Source organism: Verrucomicrobiota bacterium (assembly GCA_027622555.1).
Taxonomy (GTDB): Bacteria; Verrucomicrobiota; Verrucomicrobiia; order Opitutales; family UBA2995; genus UBA2995.
The window spans coordinates 1-22,801 of sequence record JAQBYJ010000089.1; the positions used below are offsets into that span (position 1 = coordinate 1).

General features: G+C 50.5%; 21 protein-coding genes. 9 read left to right on the forward strand and 12 right to left on the reverse strand.

All coding sequences use genetic code 11. The features are described from left to right. Window positions 1-202: 202 nt before the first annotated feature. The 8 genes from O3C43_18890 to O3C43_18925 all read right to left on the reverse strand — a co-directional run bounded on the left by O3C43_18890 (window position 203) and on the right by O3C43_18925 (window position 9,651). Window positions 203-1,561: a neutral/alkaline non-lysosomal ceramidase N-terminal domain-containing protein gene (locus O3C43_18890; protein ID MDA1068555.1), complete on the reverse strand. Its 1,359-nt coding sequence runs from the start codon at window positions 1,559-1,561 to the stop codon at window positions 203-205. 19 nt (window positions 1,562-1,580) lie between these two features. Further along, window positions 1,581-2,498 (reverse strand): isopenicillin N synthase family oxygenase, encoded by a 918-nt coding sequence (locus tag O3C43_18895; GenBank protein MDA1068556.1) that lies wholly within the window; start codon window positions 2,496-2,498, stop codon window positions 1,581-1,583. A gap of 65 nt (window positions 2,499-2,563) precedes the next feature. Further along, on the reverse strand, window positions 2,564-3,886 hold the full coding sequence (locus O3C43_18900; GenBank protein MDA1068557.1) for an acyl-CoA dehydrogenase family protein: 1,323 nt from the start codon (window positions 3,884-3,886) through the stop codon (window positions 2,564-2,566). Between the two features lie 109 nt (window positions 3,887-3,995). Beyond that, window positions 3,996-4,985, reverse strand: coding sequence for an ATP-binding cassette domain-containing protein (locus O3C43_18905; GenBank protein ID MDA1068558.1), 990 nt, complete (start codon window positions 4,983-4,985; stop codon window positions 3,996-3,998). Further along, a complete protein-coding gene (locus O3C43_18910; protein ID MDA1068559.1) occupies window positions 4,978-5,976 on the reverse strand; it encodes an ABC transporter ATP-binding protein in 999 nt (332 codons plus the stop codon). Before O3C43_18910 ends, O3C43_18905 begins: the two co-directional genes overlap by 8 nt. Next, complete coding sequence (locus tag O3C43_18915) at window positions 5,973-7,661, reverse strand: ABC transporter substrate-binding protein (protein ID MDA1068560.1); 1,689 nt, start codon at window positions 7,659-7,661, stop codon at window positions 5,973-5,975. The genes O3C43_18910 and O3C43_18915 overlap by 4 nt, the downstream gene beginning before the upstream one ends. 128 nt (window positions 7,662-7,789) lie before the next feature. Next, entirely contained in the window at window positions 7,790-8,695 is a 906-nt protein-coding gene (locus O3C43_18920; GenBank protein MDA1068561.1) for an ABC transporter permease, read from the reverse strand. 8 nt (window positions 8,696-8,703) lie between these two features. Continuing rightward, window positions 8,704-9,651: an ABC transporter permease gene (locus O3C43_18925; protein ID MDA1068562.1), complete on the reverse strand. Its 948-nt coding sequence runs from the start codon at window positions 9,649-9,651 to the stop codon at window positions 8,704-8,706. Between the two features lie 181 nt (window positions 9,652-9,832). On the opposite strand from O3C43_18925, the gene O3C43_18930 reads away from it, so the two are divergent. The 6 genes from O3C43_18930 (at window position 9,833) to O3C43_18955 (ending at window position 13,926) form a co-directional block, all read left to right on the forward strand. Beyond that, entirely contained in the window at window positions 9,833-10,021 is a 189-nt protein-coding gene (locus O3C43_18930; GenBank protein MDA1068563.1) for a hypothetical protein, read from the forward strand. Between the two features lie 333 nt (window positions 10,022-10,354). Beyond that, window positions 10,355-10,906, forward strand: a complete 552-nt coding sequence (locus tag O3C43_18935) for a DUF6431 domain-containing protein (protein ID MDA1068564.1) — start codon at window positions 10,355-10,357, stop codon at window positions 10,904-10,906. 81 nt (window positions 10,907-10,987) lie between these two features. Further along, entirely contained in the window at window positions 10,988-11,251 is a 264-nt protein-coding gene (locus O3C43_18940) for a hypothetical protein (GenBank protein ID MDA1068565.1), read from the forward strand. A 2-nt stretch (window positions 11,252-11,253) separates the two neighbouring features. Beyond that, window positions 11,254-12,249, forward strand: coding sequence for a DDE-type integrase/transposase/recombinase (locus tag O3C43_18945; protein MDA1068566.1), 996 nt, complete (start codon window positions 11,254-11,256; stop codon window positions 12,247-12,249). Then, complete coding sequence (locus O3C43_18950; GenBank protein MDA1068567.1) at window positions 12,239-13,066, forward strand: AAA family ATPase; 828 nt, start codon at window positions 12,239-12,241, stop codon at window positions 13,064-13,066. Before O3C43_18945 ends, O3C43_18950 begins: the two co-directional genes overlap by 11 nt. A 173-nt stretch (window positions 13,067-13,239) precedes the next feature. Then, window positions 13,240-13,926: a hypothetical protein gene (locus O3C43_18955; GenBank protein MDA1068568.1), complete on the forward strand. Its 687-nt coding sequence runs from the start codon at window positions 13,240-13,242 to the stop codon at window positions 13,924-13,926. Window positions 13,927-13,941: 15 nt separating this feature from the next. Here the strand turns inward: O3C43_18955 and O3C43_18960 are convergent, their stop codons facing one another. The 4 genes from O3C43_18960 to O3C43_18975 all read right to left on the reverse strand — a co-directional run bounded on the left by O3C43_18960 (window position 13,942) and on the right by O3C43_18975 (window position 20,003). After that, complete coding sequence (locus tag O3C43_18960; GenBank protein MDA1068569.1) at window positions 13,942-14,649, reverse strand: hypothetical protein; 708 nt, start codon at window positions 14,647-14,649, stop codon at window positions 13,942-13,944. Between the two features lie 63 nt (window positions 14,650-14,712). Further along, complete coding sequence (locus tag O3C43_18965) at window positions 14,713-16,947, reverse strand: sialidase family protein (GenBank protein MDA1068570.1); 2,235 nt, start codon at window positions 16,945-16,947, stop codon at window positions 14,713-14,715. A gap of 171 nt (window positions 16,948-17,118) precedes the next feature. Then, on the reverse strand, window positions 17,119-18,210 hold the full coding sequence (locus tag O3C43_18970) for a serine hydrolase (GenBank protein MDA1068571.1): 1,092 nt from the start codon (window positions 18,208-18,210) through the stop codon (window positions 17,119-17,121). A gap of 5 nt (window positions 18,211-18,215) precedes the next feature. Then, window positions 18,216-20,003, reverse strand: a complete 1,788-nt coding sequence (locus tag O3C43_18975) for a sodium:solute symporter (GenBank protein MDA1068572.1) — start codon at window positions 20,001-20,003, stop codon at window positions 18,216-18,218. A gap of 61 nt (window positions 20,004-20,064) precedes the next feature. Here O3C43_18975 and O3C43_18980 point away from each other — a divergent pair, with 61 nt between their 5' ends. The 3 genes from O3C43_18980 to O3C43_18990 all read left to right on the forward strand — a co-directional run bounded on the left by O3C43_18980 (window position 20,065) and on the right by O3C43_18990 (window position 22,742). Further along, the gene (locus O3C43_18980; protein ID MDA1068573.1) at window positions 20,065-20,871 is read left to right on the forward strand and encodes an RQC-minor-1 family DNA-binding protein; all 807 of its coding nucleotides are present in this window, start codon (window positions 20,065-20,067) and stop codon (window positions 20,869-20,871) included. Window positions 20,872-21,074: 203 nt separating this feature from the next. Continuing rightward, on the forward strand, window positions 21,075-22,493 hold the full coding sequence (gene purB, locus O3C43_18985) for an adenylosuccinate lyase (GenBank protein ID MDA1068574.1): 1,419 nt from the start codon (window positions 21,075-21,077) through the stop codon (window positions 22,491-22,493). A 63-nt stretch (window positions 22,494-22,556) separates the two neighbouring features. Next, window positions 22,557-22,742: a type VI secretion system tube protein Hcp gene (locus O3C43_18990; GenBank protein ID MDA1068575.1), complete on the forward strand. Its 186-nt coding sequence runs from the start codon at window positions 22,557-22,559 to the stop codon at window positions 22,740-22,742. Window positions 22,743-22,801: the final 59 nt, after the last annotated feature.

The window sequence follows — 22,801 nt, forward strand, 5'->3', positions numbered from 1 at the left end:
AAGGTAGCAAAAAACAAATACAATTTCACCAATGGATTAAACAATCGAAACCGTCTTGACAATATATCCCATAGCAGTGCTTATCAGTGAAATCAGTGGTTAAAGAAAAAGGGCCAGGAGCAAAAGGTTAACCTTGTCTTGAGGAATTCCATGAGTTGAAAGAGGAAACCTGTGGACGGGTTCAGGATAGGCTACTTTCCTTTTATTCAAACTGCCGACCCGCTTCTTTGGCCAGGCGGGTTATGGTTTGCATCATTTGTTCTTCCGCTTGTTCGGAAAACCAGCCCAGGCCGTTGAAAAGTCCGCGTGTTTCGTAGCCGCCGTCGCGAAGGATTTGTGCGGTAGGGAGGTAGCCGAAATAATCATGAGCATACGCACCGATCCATAGTTTTTGATGGCCGATGGACGTTTGTGTGGCCAGGACGTACCCGCTGACGACTTCACCGGACATACAGACCAAGGTAAGGTCTTCTCCGAATTGCCAAACCGATACGGGAGCATCGTAGTAAGTCGGAAGGGTTTCGCCACGCTTCAATGCTTCCAACATAAAACCTGCACAATACTTTAACCAGCTGGGTCCGTTGGCAGCCATGTCCTCCAATTCGCTGGTGGGTTTTTGTGGCTGCAGAGTTAGACGAGCATTGTCGAGAACCGTGGTAATGGCGCCATCGATGGGAGTGAGCTCGCCTTCTAGTAATCGGTGAACTTCAGCCGCGACTTCAGCACCATGCTGACGCGCGAGCTCCATAGTTCCACGAGGGTAGGGGTTGGCGTTGCCGGCACACCCGGTCATGAACATCGCATTAGCCCCAGGATATTGTTTCTCCACACCTTCTTGAGCGAATCCGGAGTAGTCGCCACATAGCGCAAAATTATCGCTACCCAAGGTGGTGTTGTGACAGGCGACCTGAAACAGGGCGGTCATGAGCTTGCCGTCTTTTGTCGTTACTTTTAAACAAGGTAAACTTCGATCCACGTGACCACTGGGATTGGGGTTCAGTCGAACGCCCTGCGGCGTGCGCTGACGACGATTCATCACAAACGAGGCAAAACCGGTACCCCAATTGAGGTCGACGGGTTGAAGACTTCGAGTGGCAAGCTCTACCAGATGAATAAGTTCCTCCTGCAACTGCTTGGTATAAGCAATCGAGTTTTGTGTATCGCTTTCGCTCGATCCCGAGCCGGGTGTGTCTTTCAGCACCAACCTCGGACCGCTATGGGTGTGAGACCAGGTGAGCAAAATATCGGGTCGCTTGATGCCGGTTCGTTCGGTAATACCTGCATAAATAGCTGGAGAAATGTCCGAATAAATTCCCGCCAGGTCGGTGGTAATGATCGCCACTTGTTTGCCCGTTTCATCTTCGAGAATAAGCGCCTTGGCCCAAAGATCTCGCTCCACTGTTTTGAACGGCGTCGTTCGGCTGGCATAGCCTGACATCACGAGAGGCTGCTCAGGGGTAATTTTGATTTTGGCTGTTCCCGCATTCCATGCGGCATTGCAGGTCAGTGTAACAAGCAAACAGCTTGTGAGGACTATAGCGTTCTGGAAGCTGTATTTCATAGGATTGAGTTCAGATGGTCTACCCGGCCTGAGATGCCATAATCCTTTGCCGGATATACTCTCCTGCAGAGATGGGTTTGTACTTGGCCGGATTTTCGGGAGAAATGCAGCTTGGAAATGTTTCGATGGTTACTTCCGGATCCGGGTCACTGAAGAAGGCAATCGATTGGCGACCGTGTTTCTTGGCCGCAGCTCTGGGTACCACACGATGGGGAGTTGATTTAAAGAAGTCGTTGCTCCAGCGAGCAATCAGGTCACCTGTGTTGATCACAACCGTGCCCGGGACGGGTGGAGCGGAGACCCACTCGCCTTCCAGGTTTTGCACTTCGAGGCCGCCACGATCATCCTGAAACAGAACCGTTAATGTGCCGTAGTCTGTGTGAGCACCGGCTCCCAGCTGACCTTCGACTACATTCTTGACTGGAGGATAATGAAGCAGGCGCAGCGTTTGAGTCAGACCGGTATGTTTGTCATCGAAAAAGTTCGGCTCCAGGTTCAATGCCAGCGCAAATGCACCCATCACGTCGGAAGCAATTTTTTGAATCCGTTTATAGAAAATCCGCATGAATGCTTCGAATTGTGGATTGGGCCAAAACTCATCACCACTTGGCATGCGGAGAAGATTTCTACAGGTAAAGGTTTCTTTCAGGTCAGCTGGTTTGGAAGGGTCGAGTGCTTCACCCTGCATTTTTCCATACCCGTGGTTGTAATCCACATTGTATGGAACTTTCAGTTTCTCGTCGCTCTTAAATAATGAGTCAGCGATGGCGAAGGCGGATTCGAGCATGTCCTCAGACATCCCGAAATTCTTCAGGTAAAGAAACCCTACTTCGTGTGCGGCTTTAAAAATTTCCTGGGCTACTTTTTGGCGTCCTCCTTCCGTTCCTTCCAGATAAGGACCCATGTCAATGATTGGGATATTTGATTCTGAGCTCATTTAGTTAAGTTACTGAATAGTATGCCCAGTGGGGAAGCAAATCTGAATGTTGTGCCTGTTACAGATTAAGGACCATCAAATGAAGTCTGCTCTTCTAAACCAGCGATGTAATCCTCCTTTGGATTGTATCCTTCCGCTTCATCTGCCCAGCTGGCGAGCTCAGCACGACCAACAACAAACCAGTGTACTTCATCAGGTCCATCTGCCAGGCGCAGTGTGCGTTGCTGAGTGTACATCCGCGCAAGTGGCGTCCATTGCGAGATTCCGGTCGCGCCGTGAATTTGGATCGCTTCGTCGATGATCTCGCAGACACGAATAGGCACCATGGCCTTAATGGCGCTCACCCAGACGCGTGCTTCCGAGTTGCCCAGAACATCCATCGCTTTTGCAGCTTTTAAAACCATCATACGCATGGCTTCGATCTCGATCCGCGCCTTGGCAATGACTTCAACATTTTTGCCGAGTCTGGCAATGGATTTGCCAAACGCCTCACGCGTCAAGCCGCGTTTTGCCATTAGTTCGACCGCTTTTTCAGCCGCGCCTATTGATCGCATACAGTGATGGATTCGACCTGGTCCCAGGCGTACTTGAGAAATTTCGAAGCCTCGACCTTCACCGAGTAATAGGTTGTTCTTCGGCACCCGACAGTTCTCAAAGCGTATATGCATGTGACCGTGCGGCGCATCGTCCTCGCCGAATACATGCATCGGACCAAGAATATTTACACCCGGGTTGTCCGTCGGAACAAGGATTTGCGACTGGCGCTTGTATGGTTCCGCGTCGGGACTGGTCTGTACCATAACAATCATAATCTTGCAGCGCGGGTCGCCGGCACCGGAGGCATAGTATTTTTCCCCATTAATGACCCATTCGTCGCGCTCGAGAATGGCTTCGCACGAAATGTTCTTTGCGTCGGACGATGCCAGATCGGGTTCCGTCATCACATAAGCAGAACGGATCTTTCCGTCCAGGAGTGGTTTGAGCCACTGCTCCTTCTGCTCGGGGGTACCAACACGTTCCAGCACTTCCATGTTTCCCGTATCCGGCGCAGAACAATTGAGACTTTCTGAGGCCAGGCGATTCTTTCCTAGCTCGGTTGCTATGTAGGCATAGTCGAGGTTTTTTAATCCCTGGCCTGTTTCGTCGTCTGGAAGGAAAAAATTCCAAAGCCCGTTCGCTTTCGCTTTGTCTTTGAGGCCTTCCAGGATTTCAAGCTGTCCGGGTACATATGAAAAACGTTCTGCACGACCCTCTCCGAGTTGATGGAACTTGTGAGTAACGGGCTCGATCTCGCCCTTGATGAAGGCTTTTACTTTTTCCAGAAGTGGTCTGGCTTCTTCCGACATTCTAAGGTCGAACATTTCAGGATGGTTTTCGAGGCCTGGCATAATATTTCTTATTTTTTTGTTAAACAGAGTCTGAGATTAAACTAAGACAACCGTTATTGTAGTTCTGATTAAGTGTGGAGTACGAAGCTGGATTCTTTAGAATGGGAAGTCAATTCTCAGTATATAGGTGGCAAGCGACTTTTGTATAACCATTCTGTATCCATTCTGGTCGTACTTTACTGCATTCCGGTTTGGCAACCGGGCACCGTGGATGAAACCTGCAACCGGGCGGTGGATTGCGTAAGCTGGGAACTTCGCCTGCGATCAGTTGGTGTGGCCGATTGGATTCCAATTCCGGATCAGGTGTTGGGACGGCGTCGAGCAATGCCCGAGTGTAGGGGTGTTTGGGATTTGAGAAAAGTTCGTTTCTATCACCCATTTCCACAATGTGTCCCAAATACATGACGGCGACGCGGTGGCTGATATGTCTTACTACGGAAAGGTCGTGGGAAATGAAAAAATACGTCAACCCGAGTTTCTTCTGTAAATCCATTAACAAGTTTAAAACCTGTGCTTGAATGGAAACATCCAAGGCTGACACCGCCTCATCGCAAATAATAAGATCGGGGTCCAGAGCCAGTGCCCGGGCAATACCGATGCGCTGCCTTTGACCGCCAGAAAATTCGTGAGGGTAACGATCGGCCATATCCGGCAAGAGTCCCACTAAGCGCATCAACTCCTGAATTCGTGCTTTGTATTTATTTTTATCCTTGTGGAGTTTGTGTACTTTGAGTGGTTCACCTATGATGCTTCCGACTTTCATCCGCGGGTTCAGTGATCCAAACGGGTCCTGGTAAATCATCTGCATCCGTCGTCGAATCGGCCGCATGCGGGTAGGGGAGTAATGCGTAATATCTTCATCTTCAAAGAGGATACGGCCTGACGTGACCGGCTGCATGCGCAGCATTGCCATGGCAGTTGTCGATTTGCCGCAACCACTTTCGCCGACCAGACTAAATGTCTCTCCCCGTTTTATTTCAAATGAGACACCATCCACGGCTGGTATCCAACCCACCGTGCGGTTGAGTATACCTTCCGTGATTGGGTAGTGAACTTTCAGGTCATCTACTTGAATTAAAGTATCGATTGTTTTATCCATAACCGAAACAAGCTCTTTTGTGTTCTGGACCAACCAACTCCAAAGGTGGCGGACTTGCCCGACATTCGTCTCGCACGTGGATGCACCGAGGAGAAAACGCACAGCCGACCGGTAGGTTTGCCAGGTCGGGTGGCTGACCGGGAATGGTTTGTAAAGGTTCTCCGGGCTTACCTTGTAAAGAGGGTTGTGACGCTAATAAACCCTCGGTGTACGGATGTTTCGGATTTTTGTACAGTTCAACCGCTGATGCGTTTTCTATGATTCGACCACCGTACATGACCGCGACTTTGTCGGCGTATCTCGCTACGACCCCAAGATCGTGAGAGATGAGAATTAAGGATGAATTCATCTCCTTGGTTAGGTTCTTCAGCAATGAAAGTATTTGTGCCTGAACCGTAACGTCGAGGGCGGTGGTAGGCTCGTCGGCGATGATCAGTCGAGGTTGACAGGCAAGCGCCATCGCTATCATCACTCGCTGGCGCATGCCTCCCGAGATTTGGTGCGGATAACTTTTCAGCCTTCGTTTTGGTCCCGGAATTGAAACACGAGCCAAGAGCTCCTCTGCTTTTTCGAGCGCCTCTGACCATGGTAGGTTGCGATGCAGTTGAATGGGTTCGGCCACTTGCTTGCCGATCGTGAGGACTGGGTTCAAAGACGACATCGGTTCCTGAAAGATCATTGCGATTCGGTTTCCACGAATTTTGCGGATAGATTCTTTGTCAAAACGAGCCAGGTCTTTCCCTTCAAAAAGGATGCTTCCTTTGTCGATCGATCCAGAGTCGCCCAACAATTGCAATATGGATAGGGCGGTAACACTTTTCCCCGATCCGCTTTCACCGACAATGGCTAAGGTTTCGCCGGCCTTAACATCAAATGAGACATTGTCTACGGCTCGAATTTTTCCCCGCTCGGTGTTAAACGACACCGATAAATTCTGAACGGAAAGAAGCGGTCCTTCTGTGCTGATTGTGGGTTCTTGAGTTTTGGTCATTTGAAACCCATCTCCTCCTTCATTTTTTGATCAATCCAGATTCGGGCATAAATGGGACCCGGGCGTACGGCGCCCGCTCGCAGTTCACCTCCATAATTTTTTACCCAGGGCCACCACGCGGAATAAACGTAGCCAGTCGGCAACCAAACGTAGGGGGCTTCATCCAGCATTTTGACGGTGAGCTCACGGGCCATTTCTATGCGTTTCTCTTCGTCACGCTCTGCGTTTAATTCGAGGATACTTTGATCAAATTCAGGATCTGAATACATCGAAGGATTCCAGGTCTGACCGGACATAAAACTCTTTCGTAGTGTGGTGATCGGGTTGGTATGCCCATTCTGCATAAAATAACCGGGACCGTGAGTTCTGGTAGTCATTGTTGAGAGGAAAGAGGCGTATTCCAGTGGCTTGATCTTCATGGTTACGCCCACTTTGGAGAGGTAATTCTCGATCAGTGGGATGAGCTCCATGTGAGCTGGGCTGTTGGAATTTACCTGGGCTTCAAATGTAAATCCGTTTGGGTAGCCAGCTTCTGCGAGAAGTTGTTTTGCTTTCTCTGGTTTATATTCGAACAGTTCCTGAACCGACTCAGGCATTTCTTCCAGCGGTTGATAGTAGCCTCCGTAATCGGCATGTTGAGGATAGGCCATAAGCTCTCCATGGCCTCCCATGAATTTCTCTAGGATTTCCCTTTGATTGACCGCAAGATTCAGCGCGCGTCTGACTCGAATATCGTCGAAGGGTTTGGTATCAACACGCATGGCCAGAAATGTGCCTTCTGTTGCCAACCAGCGATTCCATTTCAATTCAGGCGTTGTCTTCTTAAGATGGTCGACCGCGATCCACCGTATCGATTCAACTATATCCAATTGTCCGGTTCGCAAAGCAGAGAGGTAGGCAGACTCGTCCTTGATGATTCGGTAGTTAATCTTGTCTATAAACGGGATTTGGTAGGACTGATTTCCCAGTTTTTCTTTGTCCCAGTAATTGGAATTGCGTGCGTACCTTTGCACATGGGATGGGATGAAGTCCTCCAGTACAAAAGGGCCTGATCCATGAAGGTTTCGCCAGTTCTTCATATCCACATTCGCCATTTCTCGTGGAAAGATCTGTGAGTAGTAGCCATAGCCGAATCGGTAGGGCCACTCGGCGTTGAAGTGACTGAATTTGAAAACAACGGTATGACGATCTCGTGCGACGAACTCCTTTATATGATCAAAATAAGTGGGTATTTTCTTTCGGCTTTTATTCACAACATCGTAGCTGTAAACAACGTCTTCAGCATCAAGTTCTCTCGCTTTCATTATTCCGGGGCGCTCGGCAAAGATGATTCCTTTGCGCAGCTTAATCACCAGGGTCAGTGGATCTTCCCACTCCCAACTTTCGGCGAGCTCTCCGCGAATGGAATCTTCCGGCAGGTAGGCATCGGCGATAAATGAATAATCACCTCCCTTGCGTTTACTTTTTTCCAGATCACCCGCAAATAGCAGCTCCCGGACCAGCCCCGAATCGTGATTTCCTTTCCAGTTCCAATCAGACGGATCCCAGGATAACGCAGACAAGGTTATGTAGACCGTACCCACATTAATGGAACCGCCGTATTGAGGGGTTTCTTCGTTTCGATCGTCGGCGGCTTCTGAGAACGTGAACAAACTGAGCGTTAAAATCAGGAATCGTTGGATCAATTTGTACTTAGTCCAGGTTATATGGTAGGGCGGTTTCGCCGCAAACCGCCGGTTCCATGACGGCTCGCTCGGCGATCGAGCCCTACCTTTCAACAAGTTGAAAAACAAAGTAATTATTTTATGCACCTTCACCGGGTTCCTTTCATTCTTGGATCAAGCAGGTCGCGCAGGGCATCCCCGAAAACGTTGATGGAATAAACTACTATGGTTAAACAGACACCGGGAGCAATTGCCAACCAGGGACCAAGATACATGTAAGTTCTACCATCGCCGCTGAGCATACTTCCCCAAGTCGGGGCAGGTGGTGGGACACCCAACCCCAAAAAGGATAATCCTGCTTCAGCCAGAATCACTGCACCGACCCGCATGGTAAACAACACGATAACAACGGGCATGATGTTGGGAAGTATGTGAACCCAGAGAATGTGCAGTGGACGAGCCCCCATGGATTGTGCTGCATGCGTGTGCATGTTCTCACGAATACTCATCACAGAACCGCGGATGATTCGGGAACCGGCTATGCCATAAAGCAAGGAGAGCACAAAAACGATTTGGAAGATCCCCGGGCCAACTACAGAAATCACCACGATGAGCAGGATCAAATCCGGAAAGGTCATCCAGGCATCCACAAATCGCTGAGTCACAAAGTCGGTTTTCTTCCCAAAATATCCCGAAACGACTCCCAGAATAATGGAGATCACTGTCGCCGAACCAGCCGCAAGAAAACTGACAATCATCGAGGTTTTAGCAGCGATGAGTATACGTGAAAATACATCGCGTCCGAGATGATCGGTTCCCAACGGATGGCCCAATGATGGTGCTTCCAGGCGTACCAGCATATTGGTGTCATTCATTCCATAAGGTGCTAACACGTCGGCGAACAGACCACAGAATAGAAATACTATAAAGACTACACCGCCAGCTGCACCCATCGGCTTATCTCTGAATAGCCTGATGAGAAACGACCAAATGACTCCCCGGCGCATTGGTGCCAATGGTACCTCGACGTTTTGGCTTATAATCGCATCACTCATTTATCACCTCAGTTGCGGACTCGTGGATCCAGGAATCCGTAGGTCAGATCGACCAATAAATTAATAAACAACACGGCTACTCCAACCACCAGGAACACACCTGTGATAACAGGATAATCACGTTGAAAGACTGAGTCCAATAATAGGGTACCCATTCCAGGAACCCCAAAAATCTTTTCCAAAATAACCGAGCCACCAATCAGTAGGGGAGCCTGGAGACCAATTAAAGTAACAATAGGAATCAGTACGTTTCTTAAAGCGTGACGGAGGACCACTACATTCTCTTTCAATCCCTTTGCTCTTGCCGTGCGAACGTAGTCCTGACGCAACACCTCTAGCATCATGGTGCGCGTCATCCGCATGGTGACTGCTGACATTGACAATCCCAAAATGATAGCCGGCACCAGCATGTGTTTCAGGTTTTCAATGGGTGATTCCAGGAAGGGTGTATAATCCAAGGGAGGTGCCCAACGCCACCACACGGACGGGTATATCATAACCAGGGTTCCCAACCAGAAACTTGGAATGGCCAGCATGAGTAGCGAAAAGGAACGGGCGATATAGTCGCCAGCCGTATCCTGTTTCATCGCAGAGTAAATCCCGATGGGAATGGCGACCGACAATGCAACCATTAACCCAAGTAATCCCAGTTCAAAGCTGATGGGTAGGCTTAGGGCGAGCTGCTCAGAAACAGGTGTGTTCTGCCAGAGTGATCGGCCCAGATCTCCTTGGACGGCCGAACCAATCCAATTGAAATATTGAATGTAGACCGGCTTGTCCAATCCCAGTGCCTTTTCAATTAATTCCCGGTCTATTGCTGTCGAAATGTCATTTTGCGACAACATCAGATCAATCACGTCACCAGGGATTAGCCGAATGGACGCGAAAACAATGATGCTGGTAAACAGCAGGGTAGGGAAAAGAGTGAGAACCCGTTTTATGATAAAAGCCTGCATAGATTGTGGGCTTGAGAAGTAGCCTATAGAAAACAGGCAGCGTTTATTATTGTCACGCTGAAAGGGTCGCTGAACTAATTGCTACAAACGGAGTGCAGTGAACCTAGACCTTATGGATTAGGTTAGAATTCGAGAATCAAGGAATGGCCCCTTTTGCCCTTCCTTTTGCCCCTACGCCCGCTTGCGAGCTCACGCACCCGGGCTGACCTCCAGAGCCGTTCTGGATAAGTTTGCCGCCATCCAGATGATCGACGCCCACTTCCCCACCACCGACGGACGTACCCTCATCCTCAGCCGCTACACTCAGCCGGAAAGAAACAATAGGGTCGATGTTCAGGAAGAAACAATAGAGAGAGAAACAATGGAATAGGAAAAGGGGTCAGAATAGGAAAAGGGGAATAGGAAAAGGGGTCACGGAATAGGAAAAGGGGGGTATGATCCGAGGACATCGGTAACAGATCTTCTAAGGACATCGGTAACACTTTTTATTGGCACTTATGCTGTTACGAGTCTCTAAAATCGGTGGAATGCGGTATGGTTTTTGTCAGTATATTTTGAGGACGGTTAATAGTTTCCAGATGATGTGTGGAACGCGGAGGCCTTGGCTTAGGGTTGGCATGTAAAGCGGTAGTTCCCCCCCTTTTTTTGTGTGGGAGTGGAATCAGGAGCTTGTATTATTACCGGAGTCATTTACTGGCAATGAATGCAGGTAATCGCGGAGGACTATGAGGAGGTGCGGTCGTATGTGGAAGGTCAACTTCACCGGCAAGTGCGCGGACCGTGCAGTTGTCCAAAATGCGAAGCATTTGGAACCTTGTCGGTTTTGGGATATTATTGGCGTTATGTGTTCAGCCTATGCTCGCCCAGCGAGTTTCTGATTGGCGTGCGCCGTTTTCGTTGTAGTGCCTGTGCGGTTACGGTGAGCATGCTGCCGGCTTTTGCGCAGCCTCATCACCACTTGGGCAATGATATTTTGGATGAGTTGGTATCCGGCGACATCCCGCCATCGCTCCAACGCCACACGGATATGTTTACGGGGATGGTTAAACGTTTTGGCCGTTTTCGCCGGAAGCTTTTCAGCGAGACCGGCCTGGGCTTCGGCCGCGATCCTCCCCAAAAAGAAGTGCCGGATCTGGAGGCCATAAAATGGTTATGGAAGCAAAACCAAAAGCGTTTCCGATTAACCACCACATACCTGATCCGGCACTACCGATGCACTGTATTTGGAAAATACAGCTGTCATCAGCCGACTTAATTGGAGGGTTTTGTGCAAGTTCAAAAAAAAATGCGAACTCCACACAGTAGTGGTTTGGACTGAACAAAAACGCTTCACATAGTGGGACGGCCTATGACCGAAAACACAAAAAACCCGAATACGAAGAGTCTGCGCCGCTACAGTGCCGTCTCGCAGGTGTTGCAATTAACCGAAGAAGGCTTGCCGTTATCGCATGCCTTGAACCTGTGTGCCCGGCGCAATTACGACGGACACCACTACGGCGCCTCGACGTTGGAAAAATGGTATTATCGCTACCGGCACCTTGGCTACGAAGGCCTGATCTGCCGCGTAAAGATTGCGGCAAATCCCAGGCCCTTTCGCTGACCATGCAAGAGCAGTTGCGCACATTGCGCCTGGAGCATCCGCGCCTGAGCGTAAAAAGCCTGCTTCGCCACCTCGAAGCGGAAGGCGTTTTCGAAGCGGGGAGTTATTCGCTCTCCAGCATCTACCGTTATTTGCGGGCGCATCAGCTCGATGCCCGCAGCTTGGTGGCCGGCTTGCACCATGCCGGTGCGGGCGGGCCGTCCAAAGCCTTTGAAAAAGCCCTGCCCAATCAGTTGTGGATGAGCGATGCGATGCACGGGATTGGTTTAAAAACCAATTTGGGTAAAACCCGCAAAACATACCTGCTGGCAATAATCGATGACTATTCCCGCTTGATAGTCCACGCCCAGTATTACTTTCAAGAGCAAAGCTGGTGCCTGATGGACACCTTCAAACAAGCCATCAAACGGCGGGGAATCCCCGATGCCTTTTACACCGACAACGGAAAAATCTTTACCAGCACCCATATGAAAGAAGTCTGCGCCCATTTAAAAATCAATCTGCTGCATGCCAAGCCTTACGCCGCTTACAGCAAAGGAAAGATAGAACGGTTTTTCCTGACCGTGCAAAAAGACTTCGAACAAAGCCTGGTGTTCAAGCCCGTAAGTGAACTGTTACAACTCAACCAACGCCTGTGGCGATGGCTCGAACAAGACTACCACCGCCGCCCCCACGGCGCGCTCCAAGGCAAGAGCCCCGCCGAACGTTTCCAAGCCAACAACACGCACCTGCGTTTCGTTGAAGAGAACAAAAAGCTGGACCAGCACTTCCTGAAAACCATTCAACGCAAAGTCAGGCAGGACTGCACCATCTCCATCGCCAACGAACTGTGGGAAGTCCCCGTGATCCTTCGCGGCCAAAGCATCCAGCTGCGACTGGACCCGCAAGGCGGCGGCCCCATCGAAATCTGGCACAAAGACGATTACCACGGACAGGCCGCGCGCTGTGACAAACAACTCAACGCCAACCATTTCAACTCCCGCAACTATGACTGCTAGGCATCTTCACGAACAAGCCAAACGCCTCTGGGGAGCCAGCGGCTTTCCCTTCGCCGAATCCGCAAAAAACGTTTATAACAGCCCCCGGTTCATCACCCAACTCGAAAAGCTCCAACACTGGCTGAGCCTGCACAACAGCGGGTTTATTTACGGTGCCAACGGAGTGGGCAAAAGCTACCTGATAGGCCAACTGCTCAAAGAACTAAACGATAAAGAGTACTACGCGCTGCTCAACAGCCACAGCACCCTGCGGGGCCCCGGCCTGATCCGGGTGTTAACGCGCCAACTCGGAAGCGAGCCGACAAACCGGCGCGAAGACAACGTCGCTCAAATCCATCAACGCCTCCAGGAACAACACCCCCGCTGGCCGGTGATCATCCTGGATGAAAGTCAAAACCTCAGCTCGGAAACCCTCGAGGAAATCCGGCTGCTCAACTGTTACCAAAAAGCCGGCCGCAGCAGCTTCAGCGTCCTGTTCGCCGGCGATCAAAACCTCATGCCCCGCCTGCTGTTGGGTGTGAACCAGCCCCTGCTCAGCCGCATGAGCTTCAGCCTGGAACTGAGCGCCTTCGAGCCGGAACAAAGCCGCGAGTACATGGATAAACGCCTGGAGGAGTGCATGATTCACAAAAACCCCTTTGAAAGCTCCGCGCTGACCGCGCTGATCGAAAGCGCCAACGGCAACCCCCGGCTGATAAACACTCTCGCCCGCAACGCCCTGCAAAAAGCCTGCGAAACCAATGAAACCGAAGTCACCTCACTCATGATGCAACAAGTCATCGAATCGATCCCCTGGCTGCATAAATTACGCCGCTAAAGCATTTATTCGGAGGATAGGGCTCTGTCGTTGGGGGATGACACCCCGAGCGCCGAATAAAGCCAAGCCCGAAACAAGGCAAAGAGCCGAAGGCAAAATCACCTTCGGCTCTTCACCGTCAGCAAATCCTCCATTTAAATCGAAAAAGTCCGCCGCCCATACCTCCAATTAAATTGAAAACATTCCCGCCGATTTGCCTGAAAAATAACAATCTGATCAATCCCTACGGCCTGTACATCCTGGCAGAGGATGAACATGCGATGAAAGTATATGTGACCGACAACTACGAAACGGCAACGGAAGAAAAACCACCGCTGGAGGAACTTGGCCGTCGTGTGCACCTGTTCGATGTCACCACCACCGAAGTGGATAGCGTGGAGGCGGAGTGGATCAAATCGTTCGGCGACACATCAGGTCTAGGCGTGTTGAATATTGTGGAAAGTGTTTATGGAGATCCGGTCCACGACAGCCTCATGGTAGGTGACGAGGAGATCTCCTCGGAAGGCCAGACTATCAAACGATATACCTTGGATGGGCGTTTCACCGGTGACGTGATTGGGCGAGGTGTCTTTATAAATCAACCTGAAGGTATCGCTCTTTGGGAAACGGGCGAAACTAGCGGTTATTGGATATGCACTGACCAAGGAGAGAATCTAAACCTCTACCATGTCTTTGATCGTATAACTTTCGCGCATGAAGGTACCTTTCGCGGCGAAATCACTCTCAACACGGATGGAGTCTGGCTCGACCCAACTCTTAGCCTCCGCTTTCCCCGAGGTGCCTTCTACGCTATCCACAATGATGGCAATGCCACGGCTTTTTCGTTGGAAGAAATTGCGGAAGCCCTTGATCTGGAATAGAGGAGTTTGATACGATCAGGCTCTCAGGAAAATTTTACGCTTATACATCCAGTAAAGCAGCAGCCAACCTGTGAGCAGTACGGCCGCGGGGGTCAACACGATCCCGAAATTACCGCCGGGCTGCGCCAGGGGATTGGTGAAGGTACCTACGATTTGTTTCAGGGGAACGATGGTTGGCAGCAGATACGCCGCCAGGGCATTGCTGCCGATTACGACAAGAGGAAACGACCAGCGCCGCCACCCTTTCATGTCTATGATCCAGTAGAAGAGGAGAAATAGCAGACAGCTCCATCCCGCCGATACCAGGGCGTAGGAGGTGGTCCAGAGCTTCATAATTACCGGTATTACAGGGCTCAATGCGTAACCGGCGAGCAGGCATCCGAGTCCCGTCAATCCGATGATTTTTGCTTTAATTCGCGCTTGTGTGTCCGACAGCAGCACCTGGCCCAGCAAGAGCCCGGTTATGGTGGTGGCTATCGTTGGAATGGCGCTCAGCACCGTGCCCCAACCGTCGGGATGAGCCCGCCCTAAAACAAACTGATCCACGGCAGTCACCAGGTTGTGGTTTTCCGTGTAGGAGCCAGCGGATATCTCAGTGGCGGGGACAAACGCAAGCAGTAGCGCGTAACCGGCAAGGAGCTGTGGTTTAGTTGGTACTGAATAATGCTGAAACCGCTCAATCCCCCAATCGCCACAAAAAACGCCTTGCCGCCAAAAAGCCAAAACATCGTAAATCCTCGAAAGGCGTCGAGTGAAACCAGTCTGGGGGACTGTGTGTCGGCCAGTCTATTCATCGTCCAGTTCCACTTCAGCGAAGCGGTTCAGGCCGGCCCCGCCATCCGAGCCGGCGTCATAGACGAAGCCGTAGACTTTCACCCCGTCCGGGCGAACATACACGTTTCCCCGGACCCAGGAGCCGAGAATGTTTCCCACCTGAAGCTTGGCCGGTTGCCAGCCACCCGCATCCCCCCGGGTGGCAAAAATGGACCGTGAGTCCTCGTCGATGAAGAAGACATGCAGGACGCCTCCATCCGTAACGAAGTCGGCCCCGGGTTGCTGCGAATCCACTGCGTCCGTAACCACCTTGCGGTCGCTGACACGCACCGGTTGCGTGGGCCGTCCGCCTTTCACCACCCGCCGTTCCCAGAGGTAACCGTCGGTCAGACGATAAATGATGACAAGGGTGTCCGCCCCAGGCTGGTAAATAAGCGGCAACACCGCCCCATACTCCGCACGCGTGGCTCCTGCGCCCGATGCGAGCTGTTGGCCATCCGTCAAAGTACCGCCGGACAGCAACCTGCGATACCAGAGAGTGCCATCGGTCCGGTAGTAGGCGAGGTGCACGGTATCGTTCGCCCCGAGTACCGTCTGGGGTCCGGCCGCGGCAGGGGCATCCGGGTCAATGATTACCTGCTCTCCCCAGGTGCCGTCAGCCGAACGAATATTGTAATGCAGTGTTTGGCCGACATAAAATGCAATCATGCTGCCGTCGGAACGGATGACCAAGGTGGCCGCCTGGGCCATGGAGTCCGCAAGCGCGGCCAACTCGTCGGTAAAGGCCCAGGTATCGGGCTGCGTCGGGTGGTCGGAGGTGCGAAACACGTGATGGCGAACCGACCGGGTCACCTGGTGGATGATATGCAGGGTATCCCCTGCTTTGCGTACATCCACCGCTTCCAGGTCATTGGTGCTCGGGCGGTTTGCTCCATCGACCTCCCGCCAGGTTATCCCGTTGTCCGCCGACTTGACCATCATGAACAGGTTGTCCGTCTCGGTTGGCTCCATGATGAAGTACAGATCGCCGTTGGAAGCCTGCCAGGGTCCGATCCGGCCCGGCGTTTCCACAAAAGTTCCCCCAAGATGGCCGGGGGGAATGCTTAACCGCAGCACCGGATTTCGGGAAGGGTACAGAGCCTTGCCGTCCGCCGTAACCATGCGAAGCTCAAAGGTGTCGCCTTCCTCATTGGTTACCGCGTCATCAGCGAAGCGCCGGACTACGAGTGCCCACTCGAATTCGCCTTGAGCGCCTCCACCCGGCCAAGAGCCCGTGCTCTCGGCCATGGAGACTCCCTCGCCAGCCTGGAAAGCCGCGTTTGAGTTCTCCAGAAGATCGGTTGTGGCCTCTCCGTTTTCAAAAGTCTTGCTGGAAACGATGCTTAGCCTCGGTGTTCTTGCTTCGCCCGCAATGGCGAATTCCCGGAACTCGGCAGTGCTGTTTGCGGGTAGGTAATAACCGAGTTTTGAAGAATCCAGGTTCGCCGTCAGCTCAACCGTGAACTCCACGGAGTCATTCTCAAAATTGACTTCAGCCTTTTGATTTTCCAGATCGATTTCCACCGTGAGCCACCGGTCCAGGGGGATGTCGGCTTTTTGCTCTGCCATGAGGGTCTCCTTTCCATTCATATAGCGGATCAAGCGAATGGATCCCGAGGCGGCATCGAGAAGAAGCCGGTAGTGATTTCCGGCATCGACATAACCGAAAACCAATCCGACTCCGCTTGTACTATCTGAAGACAGGCGAAATTCCGCCGCCAGTTCGGTCACTTCCCAGCGAGGAACGTGGATGCCAATAAGTGGTTCCTTTTCGGCTTGTCCTCGAAGCACCTTGGTCTCCCCGGCCAGGGCGACCTTCAAGCCGGTCGGATTTCCGTGCTCAACCGTCCAGCCTTCGGGAGGTTCACCGACAGGCATCTGTTCGAAATCCAGGTCCAGTTCCCGCAAAGGGTGAGGAAAATCGTGCGCCTCGACGCCGGTCCAGTTGCCTGCGTTTCTGCGGTACTGAAGTCGAAACTGCGACGGACTGTTCCTGGGCGCCGACTCCACTTCAAAGCGTACCCGAAATGGCTGGTCCGCCTGAATGCTCACATTCTCGTTGAGTGCGCCAGCCCAGCCCTTCTCAGAATTCAAGGCCGCGGTGAACTCGGAACGCACCCGGAATGCCGTCTGTTCACCCAAATCCTGAATGGATTTATCTTTTCCGCAACCCATCGCGAGGGTCAGCCAAGCCAGAGCCAGCGCCAAGGGGCGCCAGGTTACCTTTAGGCACGTTGTGTTTGGGGTGGGTATCGCCTGTATGCTCGCATGGAACTTAATAGTTTTCATTTCTTCAGGATATCACTGTTATGTGACTAGAAATAGCAAAAAGATATGACAAATTTGTCATTTTTGCGACAGATCGGATTGGCTGGCGTATTACATTGGAGCTATATCCGAATCACCTATTTTTCCGAGAAATTCACTCCATGTGTCCTCTGATATTTTCCCATCACCAGCGACAAGCACTTCGGCGTCAAGCCCGAGGCGTACGATAACCATATCCCACTCGGGTATGATAAACACCTTATTATTATTATGACCGGAAGCAGCGTAAGTGTTTGCGGGAGCATCGGGCCATAAGCGGATTCCGTTTGGACGAACCCCGTTAACCCACCAATTCAACCCATATACCCCCATACCATGTGTTTCACTCAAATGCGTACCCAGTTCCAATGTGGGAGGCACCTGGACTTTCGTGGCTTGCTTTATCCAATTGCGGCTAATTATCTGATTTCCATTCCAGTTTCCTTCGTTTAAAAATAAAAGAGCAAATCGGGCAATTTCATTGGCTGAAATATTAATACTGTGGTCAAGATTTCCAGCGCCTCCTACAACTTTTAAGTCATTAACCTTTCCAAAATCTCCCCAGTGCCATTTATTCCCGTTCATTCCAATTGGATCGGCGATTCGGTTTTTAAATACAGCATCAAGAGGTTCTTTTGCAATTTGAGTGAGGATATTGGCAAACTGATTTTCAGCAGAATCCCAATAGGCGAATTTTGTTCCTGGCGCAAACAATGGCACTGGATCCGGAGAGTAGGGTGTCAGGCTGTGACCATGCGTTTCTCCACCTATTATCACCGCATCACCCTCAGCTGTATATCCGCTCGTCATGGTTGCAAAATGAAATAGGGTAACAGTCGGATAAGATTCCGCCATTTCCGGTAAAATATCCTTAGCCAATATGCTTAATTGAGTTTTATTATCGTCAATAAGTAAGCCCAAAACGGTACTGGTAAAAGATTTGGTGCAAGACCATACTGGATGAACCTCATTGATGCGGTCTCCTTTATAGATTAATCTTCCATGGCGAACAATCATTAGCTTGTGAACGCTGCTTCTTCCCGAATTTTGGGCTAAGAAATTCACGGCTTCATTTAAATTCTCTGATTTTATGCCGACTTCTTCAGGTGTTGCTTCAATCCATTTATCGTTTGGAAAAATGGTTTGAGAAGTAAATCGCCTCATATCGTTCATTTTAATAATGTCACTTCATTCGACAAATGTTTGTACCAATTAAAATAGAGGAGTACTGAACTCAATGCCATGATACCAAAAAGCAGTGCAAATTTTTCCCAATGTCCGAGTATCAGCATCATCCCTGATAAAAATAGTGATAACTGCCAAATCATGGCTATACCCGTAGAAATAATGTCCCTTTTGTTTTCTTTATTGATCTGATCCTTTATACTATCCGGGAAAGTGTTTTTTATACTACCCCACAACCCAAATGGGCGAGTAGTTTTATAGAAATATTCCAACACCGAAGCATCTGTTTTTGGGGTAAGATAGGTTCCCAGAACACACCCGGTCAAAGAGCTGCCGGAGGCTATGATAAAAAAATAATATTCCGGTCTTTGTCCTCCTGCCAAACGTAATGCTACAGCAACAACGAGTCCTGTAAGAGTGCCCAAAGCATATCCATAACCGTTGAACCTTCCCCAATACCATCGCAGTAATTGGGGGATGCCTAAACCCGCCAGTATACCCATGGTAATCCAACCAAAAATGTCATTGATGTTTGAGATTGAAAAACTGAATAACAAACCCAGGGTCACAATAACAACAGTTCCAATACGGCTTTGCAGGACTAATTTTTTTTCCGATGCGTTGGGATTGATATAAACCTGGTAAAGATCCCTCACCCAATAGGCGGCTCCTGCGTTTACGGTGGAATCAAAGGTTGACATTGCCGCAGCTATAAGGGCCGCTACCAATAATCCTTTAACACCGATTGGTAAATAGTGTTGAAGCACCGTTGGCAAAACAAGTTCAGGATCGGCAATTACACTATTGGTTATACCATAATAAATACCTAACATGGCAAATGCGGTGATCAGGGGCCACCTGAATGACAACAAAAGAATCCATAGCAATGATAAGAGTCCCGCCTCACGGTCACTTTTACAGGATAAATAACGCTGGACCATATAACTGTTTCCGCCACTACTCCCTTCCAAAACCATTTTGAAAAAATAAAAGGTTACTGCCACGCCAAATAAATTATACATGGAGTAAACTCCAGGCAGATCCAAAGTAGGGGATGGAGTAATCCTTGACCAGTCTGACAGCTTCATCTGAATGGTTTGGAAGGTGCCATCGGCCAAAGGCACCGAAGTGGAAAAAACCTCTGGAAGCACCACCAGCGAAACAGCCTTATAACAAATAATCAAGACAGCCCCAAGAATGAGACCGCTCTGAAAAACATCAGTCCAAACAACACCATATAAGCCACTGGCTACTGTATATACCAGGGCCAGGCCGGCCATGATAAGAGCCGCTACCTGCCAATCCAGTCCTAAAATCTGCCCGGCAAATTTACCTGCGCCTATGGCAAAGTAACTAACCATGACCACGGCAAGTATGATGCTTGAAACCGCACTCAAAATTCTGGCCATATTGCCTTGTTTACCTGTTCCAAAGCGAAAAATCATCCATTCCGCAGTGGTCATAACTTGTGATCTTCTTGTCCATTTTCCCATGAAGATCATAAAAAACGCCATTATCAGCATGACCCCTCCCCTGATTTCGATAAAAAAGCCGGCGGTACCCATAGCATACACCAGGGCAACACCAATCATTGTTCCGGCAATATCTGTATTAGAAGCCATGCCGGAAGCACCGAGGGCCCACCAGGGAATGTTTCTGCCACCCAGAAAATAAGATTCAATACCAGAAGATGCTTTTCGTTTTAGGTAAAGACCTACCAATACAATGCTTATGAGGTATACCCCGATTATTGTGTAATCGATTACATGCATTTTCAGTATTTTAATTCGATACGAATTCCGTTTTAACACTCCACATCACTGGTGTCCAGTTATGTCGAGAGAAGAAGTCGCATTTGTGCTTCGTGCGGCGGCGGATCTGATTACCATCGGCGGTCGGACATTACTGGTGAAGATACTTCGCGGATCCGAGGCCCGAGATATTCGGCCCGAGCATCGTAGCAACCCGGCTTATGGTGTTTGGAAGGATTTGTCCCAACAAACGGTGAGTCATCGTGTGGACTGGTGCATTAAGAACGGATTTCTTGGCGTGGATTACTTCGGGAAATTGCCGCTCCTGGTGTATCCCCGGAAGGGACTGGCCATAGCCTGCCAAACGATTGCGGCCGAATGGTATGAGCGTGCGCTTAGGAAAGGTTTGGAGTTTTTGCTTAACAGGATTTCCGAGGTGCCTTTGAACACAATAATGGCTTTCCTCGACCAGGTGGCTGAGAATGGAAAAGATCAAGGGCTTCCCATTCTGGAATCCTTCCAGCCAAAAGCCACCAAGCGGATCAGCAAGCGGATCAATGCCATCCTGGCTGAGTGGAGCGGATCAGGGGATCGGATGCGTTGTGTTTTCGATACTGCCTGGTTCGACGAGTCGCTGCCATTCGACACCGCAGGCCTGTTTCGCGATTTTGCCAAAGGGAGATCGATCTTGGCTGGGGATTGGAAGTTCGTTGGGCAGGAGTGTTCAGGCATGGCAGAAGATGAAATCTACACCGCGTTGCTCCGGGATAAAAGCGCCTGCCTGATCACTACCCGCAAGGCTTTCCACAACAATCTTCACGCAAAACGGATTTCCAGCTTTTTCCTGGATGTTGAAACTTGGAGATTTCTTGCTGCTCCCATAGCGTGAACCTTTCATTGCATTTAGGCCTACAAAATCATGCTTGTCTACTATCGGGCGAAAACTGCACCGTTTCGCCATGCGGTCTTACCGTCAGTAAGCGCAAGTCCCGATTCCCCTGGGAACGCCAAGCCCCAGCTTGGCACCCCTAAATTTCTGGAATTGCCATTCGTTGGTGAACATGCGGCAATGCGCGGTTTTTCGAAACTGCCATGATTTCCAATGTATTAGCTGAACGGTACGCGTCTGCGGCCATTAAAGATATCTGGTCCGGGGAGGGCCGTATTGTTCTCGAGCGTGAACTCTGGATCGCCGTGATGAAGGCGCAGGCCGAACTTGGCCTGGATATTCCAGCAGACGCCATTGCCGACTACGAGAAGGTGAAGGACCAAGTGGATCTGCAATCGATCCAGGATCGTGAGCGTGCGTTGTTGCACGATGTGAAGAGCCGGATTGAAGAGTTCAATGACCTGGCTGGGCATGAGCACATTCATAAGGGCATGACGAGTCGTGACCTGACGGAGAATGTCGAACAGCTGCAGGTGTTTCGATCGCTTCAGGTTCTGCGGACAAAAGTGGCAGCCGCAGTTATTCGGCTAACCGGAAAAGCGGTTGAGTATAAAGATATTTTAATCTCCGGTCGCACCCACAATGTCGCTGCCCAACCGACCACCTTTGGCAAGCGGCTTGCGATGTATGCGGAAGAGCTGACGCTCGGTTTCGAGCGACTGGAAGCATTTACTGAGAAATATCCGGTTCGTGGCTTGAAGGGTGCCGTTGGAACCCAACTCGATAGTCTGACCCTGTTCGAAGGCGACCAGGCCAAAGTCGCCGAGCTCGAGCAAAAGGTGGTTCAGCACCTGGGAATCGGAAACGTGTTTACCAACGTAGGGCAGGTCTATCCGCGCAGTCTGGACTTCGAAACCGTTTCGACTTTTTACCAGATCAGTTCCGCGTTGAGTGACTTTGCCAAACAGATCCGCCTTATGGCTGGTCACGAACTGGCTGGAGAAGGGTTTGCCAAAGGGCAGGTGGGTTCATCCGCCATGCCGCACAAAATGAACAGCCGCAGTTGTGAGCGTATCAATGGTTTTCACACCATACTCAACGGCTACCTGAACATGGTAGCTGGCCTGGCTGGTGACCAGTGGAACGAAGGCGATGTATCCTGTTCAGTGGTTCGTCGCATTGCGTTGCCGGACGCAGTCTTTGCTCTCGATGGTCAGTTGGAAACTTTCCTCACCGTCATCGGCAATATGGAGCCGTATCCCGAAGTCATCCGTCTCGAAAACGAAAAGTATTTCCCTTTCCTTGGCACGACCACCATCATGATGGAAGCAGTGAAGGCCGGAGCCGGTCGCGAGTCGGCTCATGAAGCGATCAAGGAACACGCCGTGGCCACCATCCGTGACTTGCGCGCCGGAACCATTCAATCAAATGATCTGGTCAGGCGCTTGGCGAATGATGATCGCATCCTGCTGAACCAGACCCAGCTCGAAGCCATCTTCGAAGACGAGACGCGCCTTTCGGGCATGGCCAAGCATCAGGTGGATGCGCTTTCAAAAACGGTGTCGTCAATTGCCGGGAAATATCCAGATGCCAAAAACTACCGTCCGGGGAAAATTTTGTAAGGGAAAGACTCGGACAAGTATTCAGAACTTTACTTCGGTCACGTTCCTCGATTTTTTTAAAGAATGAAATTCCTTTTTTCTGCGTACCGTTCTTCGATAGGATTATTTATCTTCTTCTTTTGTATCGCATCTCTTCATGGTGCCGTTACCGGGTACTTGAAGATTGGTGACATCAAAGGAGAATCCCAGGCTGCGGGCCACGAGGAGGAACTTGATATTTTTCAATTTGAGTGGGCAATTACTGACTAGTCCTTAGCATAGGCTACACTTGGGGCGTAAAAAAACGACCTGACCAGCGATTTGTTTTT

Coding starts and splice junctions, on each gene's coding strand:
- O3C43_18890 (MDA1068555.1), bottom strand. CDS start 1,561: ATGAAATACAGCTTCCAGAACGCTATAGTCCTCACAAGCTGTTTGCTT.
- O3C43_18945 (MDA1068566.1), top strand. CDS start 11,254: ATGCAAGAGCAGTTGCGCACATTGCGCCTGGAGCATCCGCGCCTGAGC.
- O3C43_18970 (MDA1068571.1), bottom strand. CDS start 18,210: ATGAGGCGATTTACTTCTCAAACCATTTTTCCAAACGATAAATGGATT.
- O3C43_18895 (MDA1068556.1), bottom strand. CDS start 2,498: ATGAGCTCAGAATCAAATATCCCAATCATTGACATGGGTCCTTATCTG.
- O3C43_18900 (MDA1068557.1), bottom strand. CDS start 3,886: ATGCCAGGCCTCGAAAACCATCCTGAAATGTTCGACCTTAGAATGTCG.
- O3C43_18990 (MDA1068575.1), top strand. CDS start 22,557: ATGAAATTCCTTTTTTCTGCGTACCGTTCTTCGATAGGATTATTTATC.
- O3C43_18980 (MDA1068573.1), top strand. CDS start 20,065: ATGTCGAGAGAAGAAGTCGCATTTGTGCTTCGTGCGGCGGCGGATCTG.
- O3C43_18925 (MDA1068562.1), bottom strand. CDS start 9,651: ATGCAGGCTTTTATCATAAAACGGGTTCTCACTCTTTTCCCTACCCTG.
- O3C43_18950 (MDA1068567.1), top strand. CDS start 12,239: ATGACTGCTAGGCATCTTCACGAACAAGCCAAACGCCTCTGGGGAGCC.
- O3C43_18935 (MDA1068564.1), top strand. CDS start 10,355: ATGCAGGTAATCGCGGAGGACTATGAGGAGGTGCGGTCGTATGTGGAA.
- O3C43_18910 (MDA1068559.1), bottom strand. CDS start 5,976: ATGACCAAAACTCAAGAACCCACAATCAGCACAGAAGGACCGCTTCTT.
- purB (MDA1068574.1), top strand. CDS start 21,075: ATGATTTCCAATGTATTAGCTGAACGGTACGCGTCTGCGGCCATTAAA.
- O3C43_18975 (MDA1068572.1), bottom strand. CDS start 20,003: ATGCATGTAATCGATTACACAATAATCGGGGTATACCTCATAAGCATT.
- O3C43_18920 (MDA1068561.1), bottom strand. CDS start 8,695: ATGAGTGATGCGATTATAAGCCAAAACGTCGAGGTACCATTGGCACCA.
- O3C43_18905 (MDA1068558.1), bottom strand. CDS start 4,985: ATGGATAAAACAATCGATACTTTAATTCAAGTAGATGACCTGAAAGTT.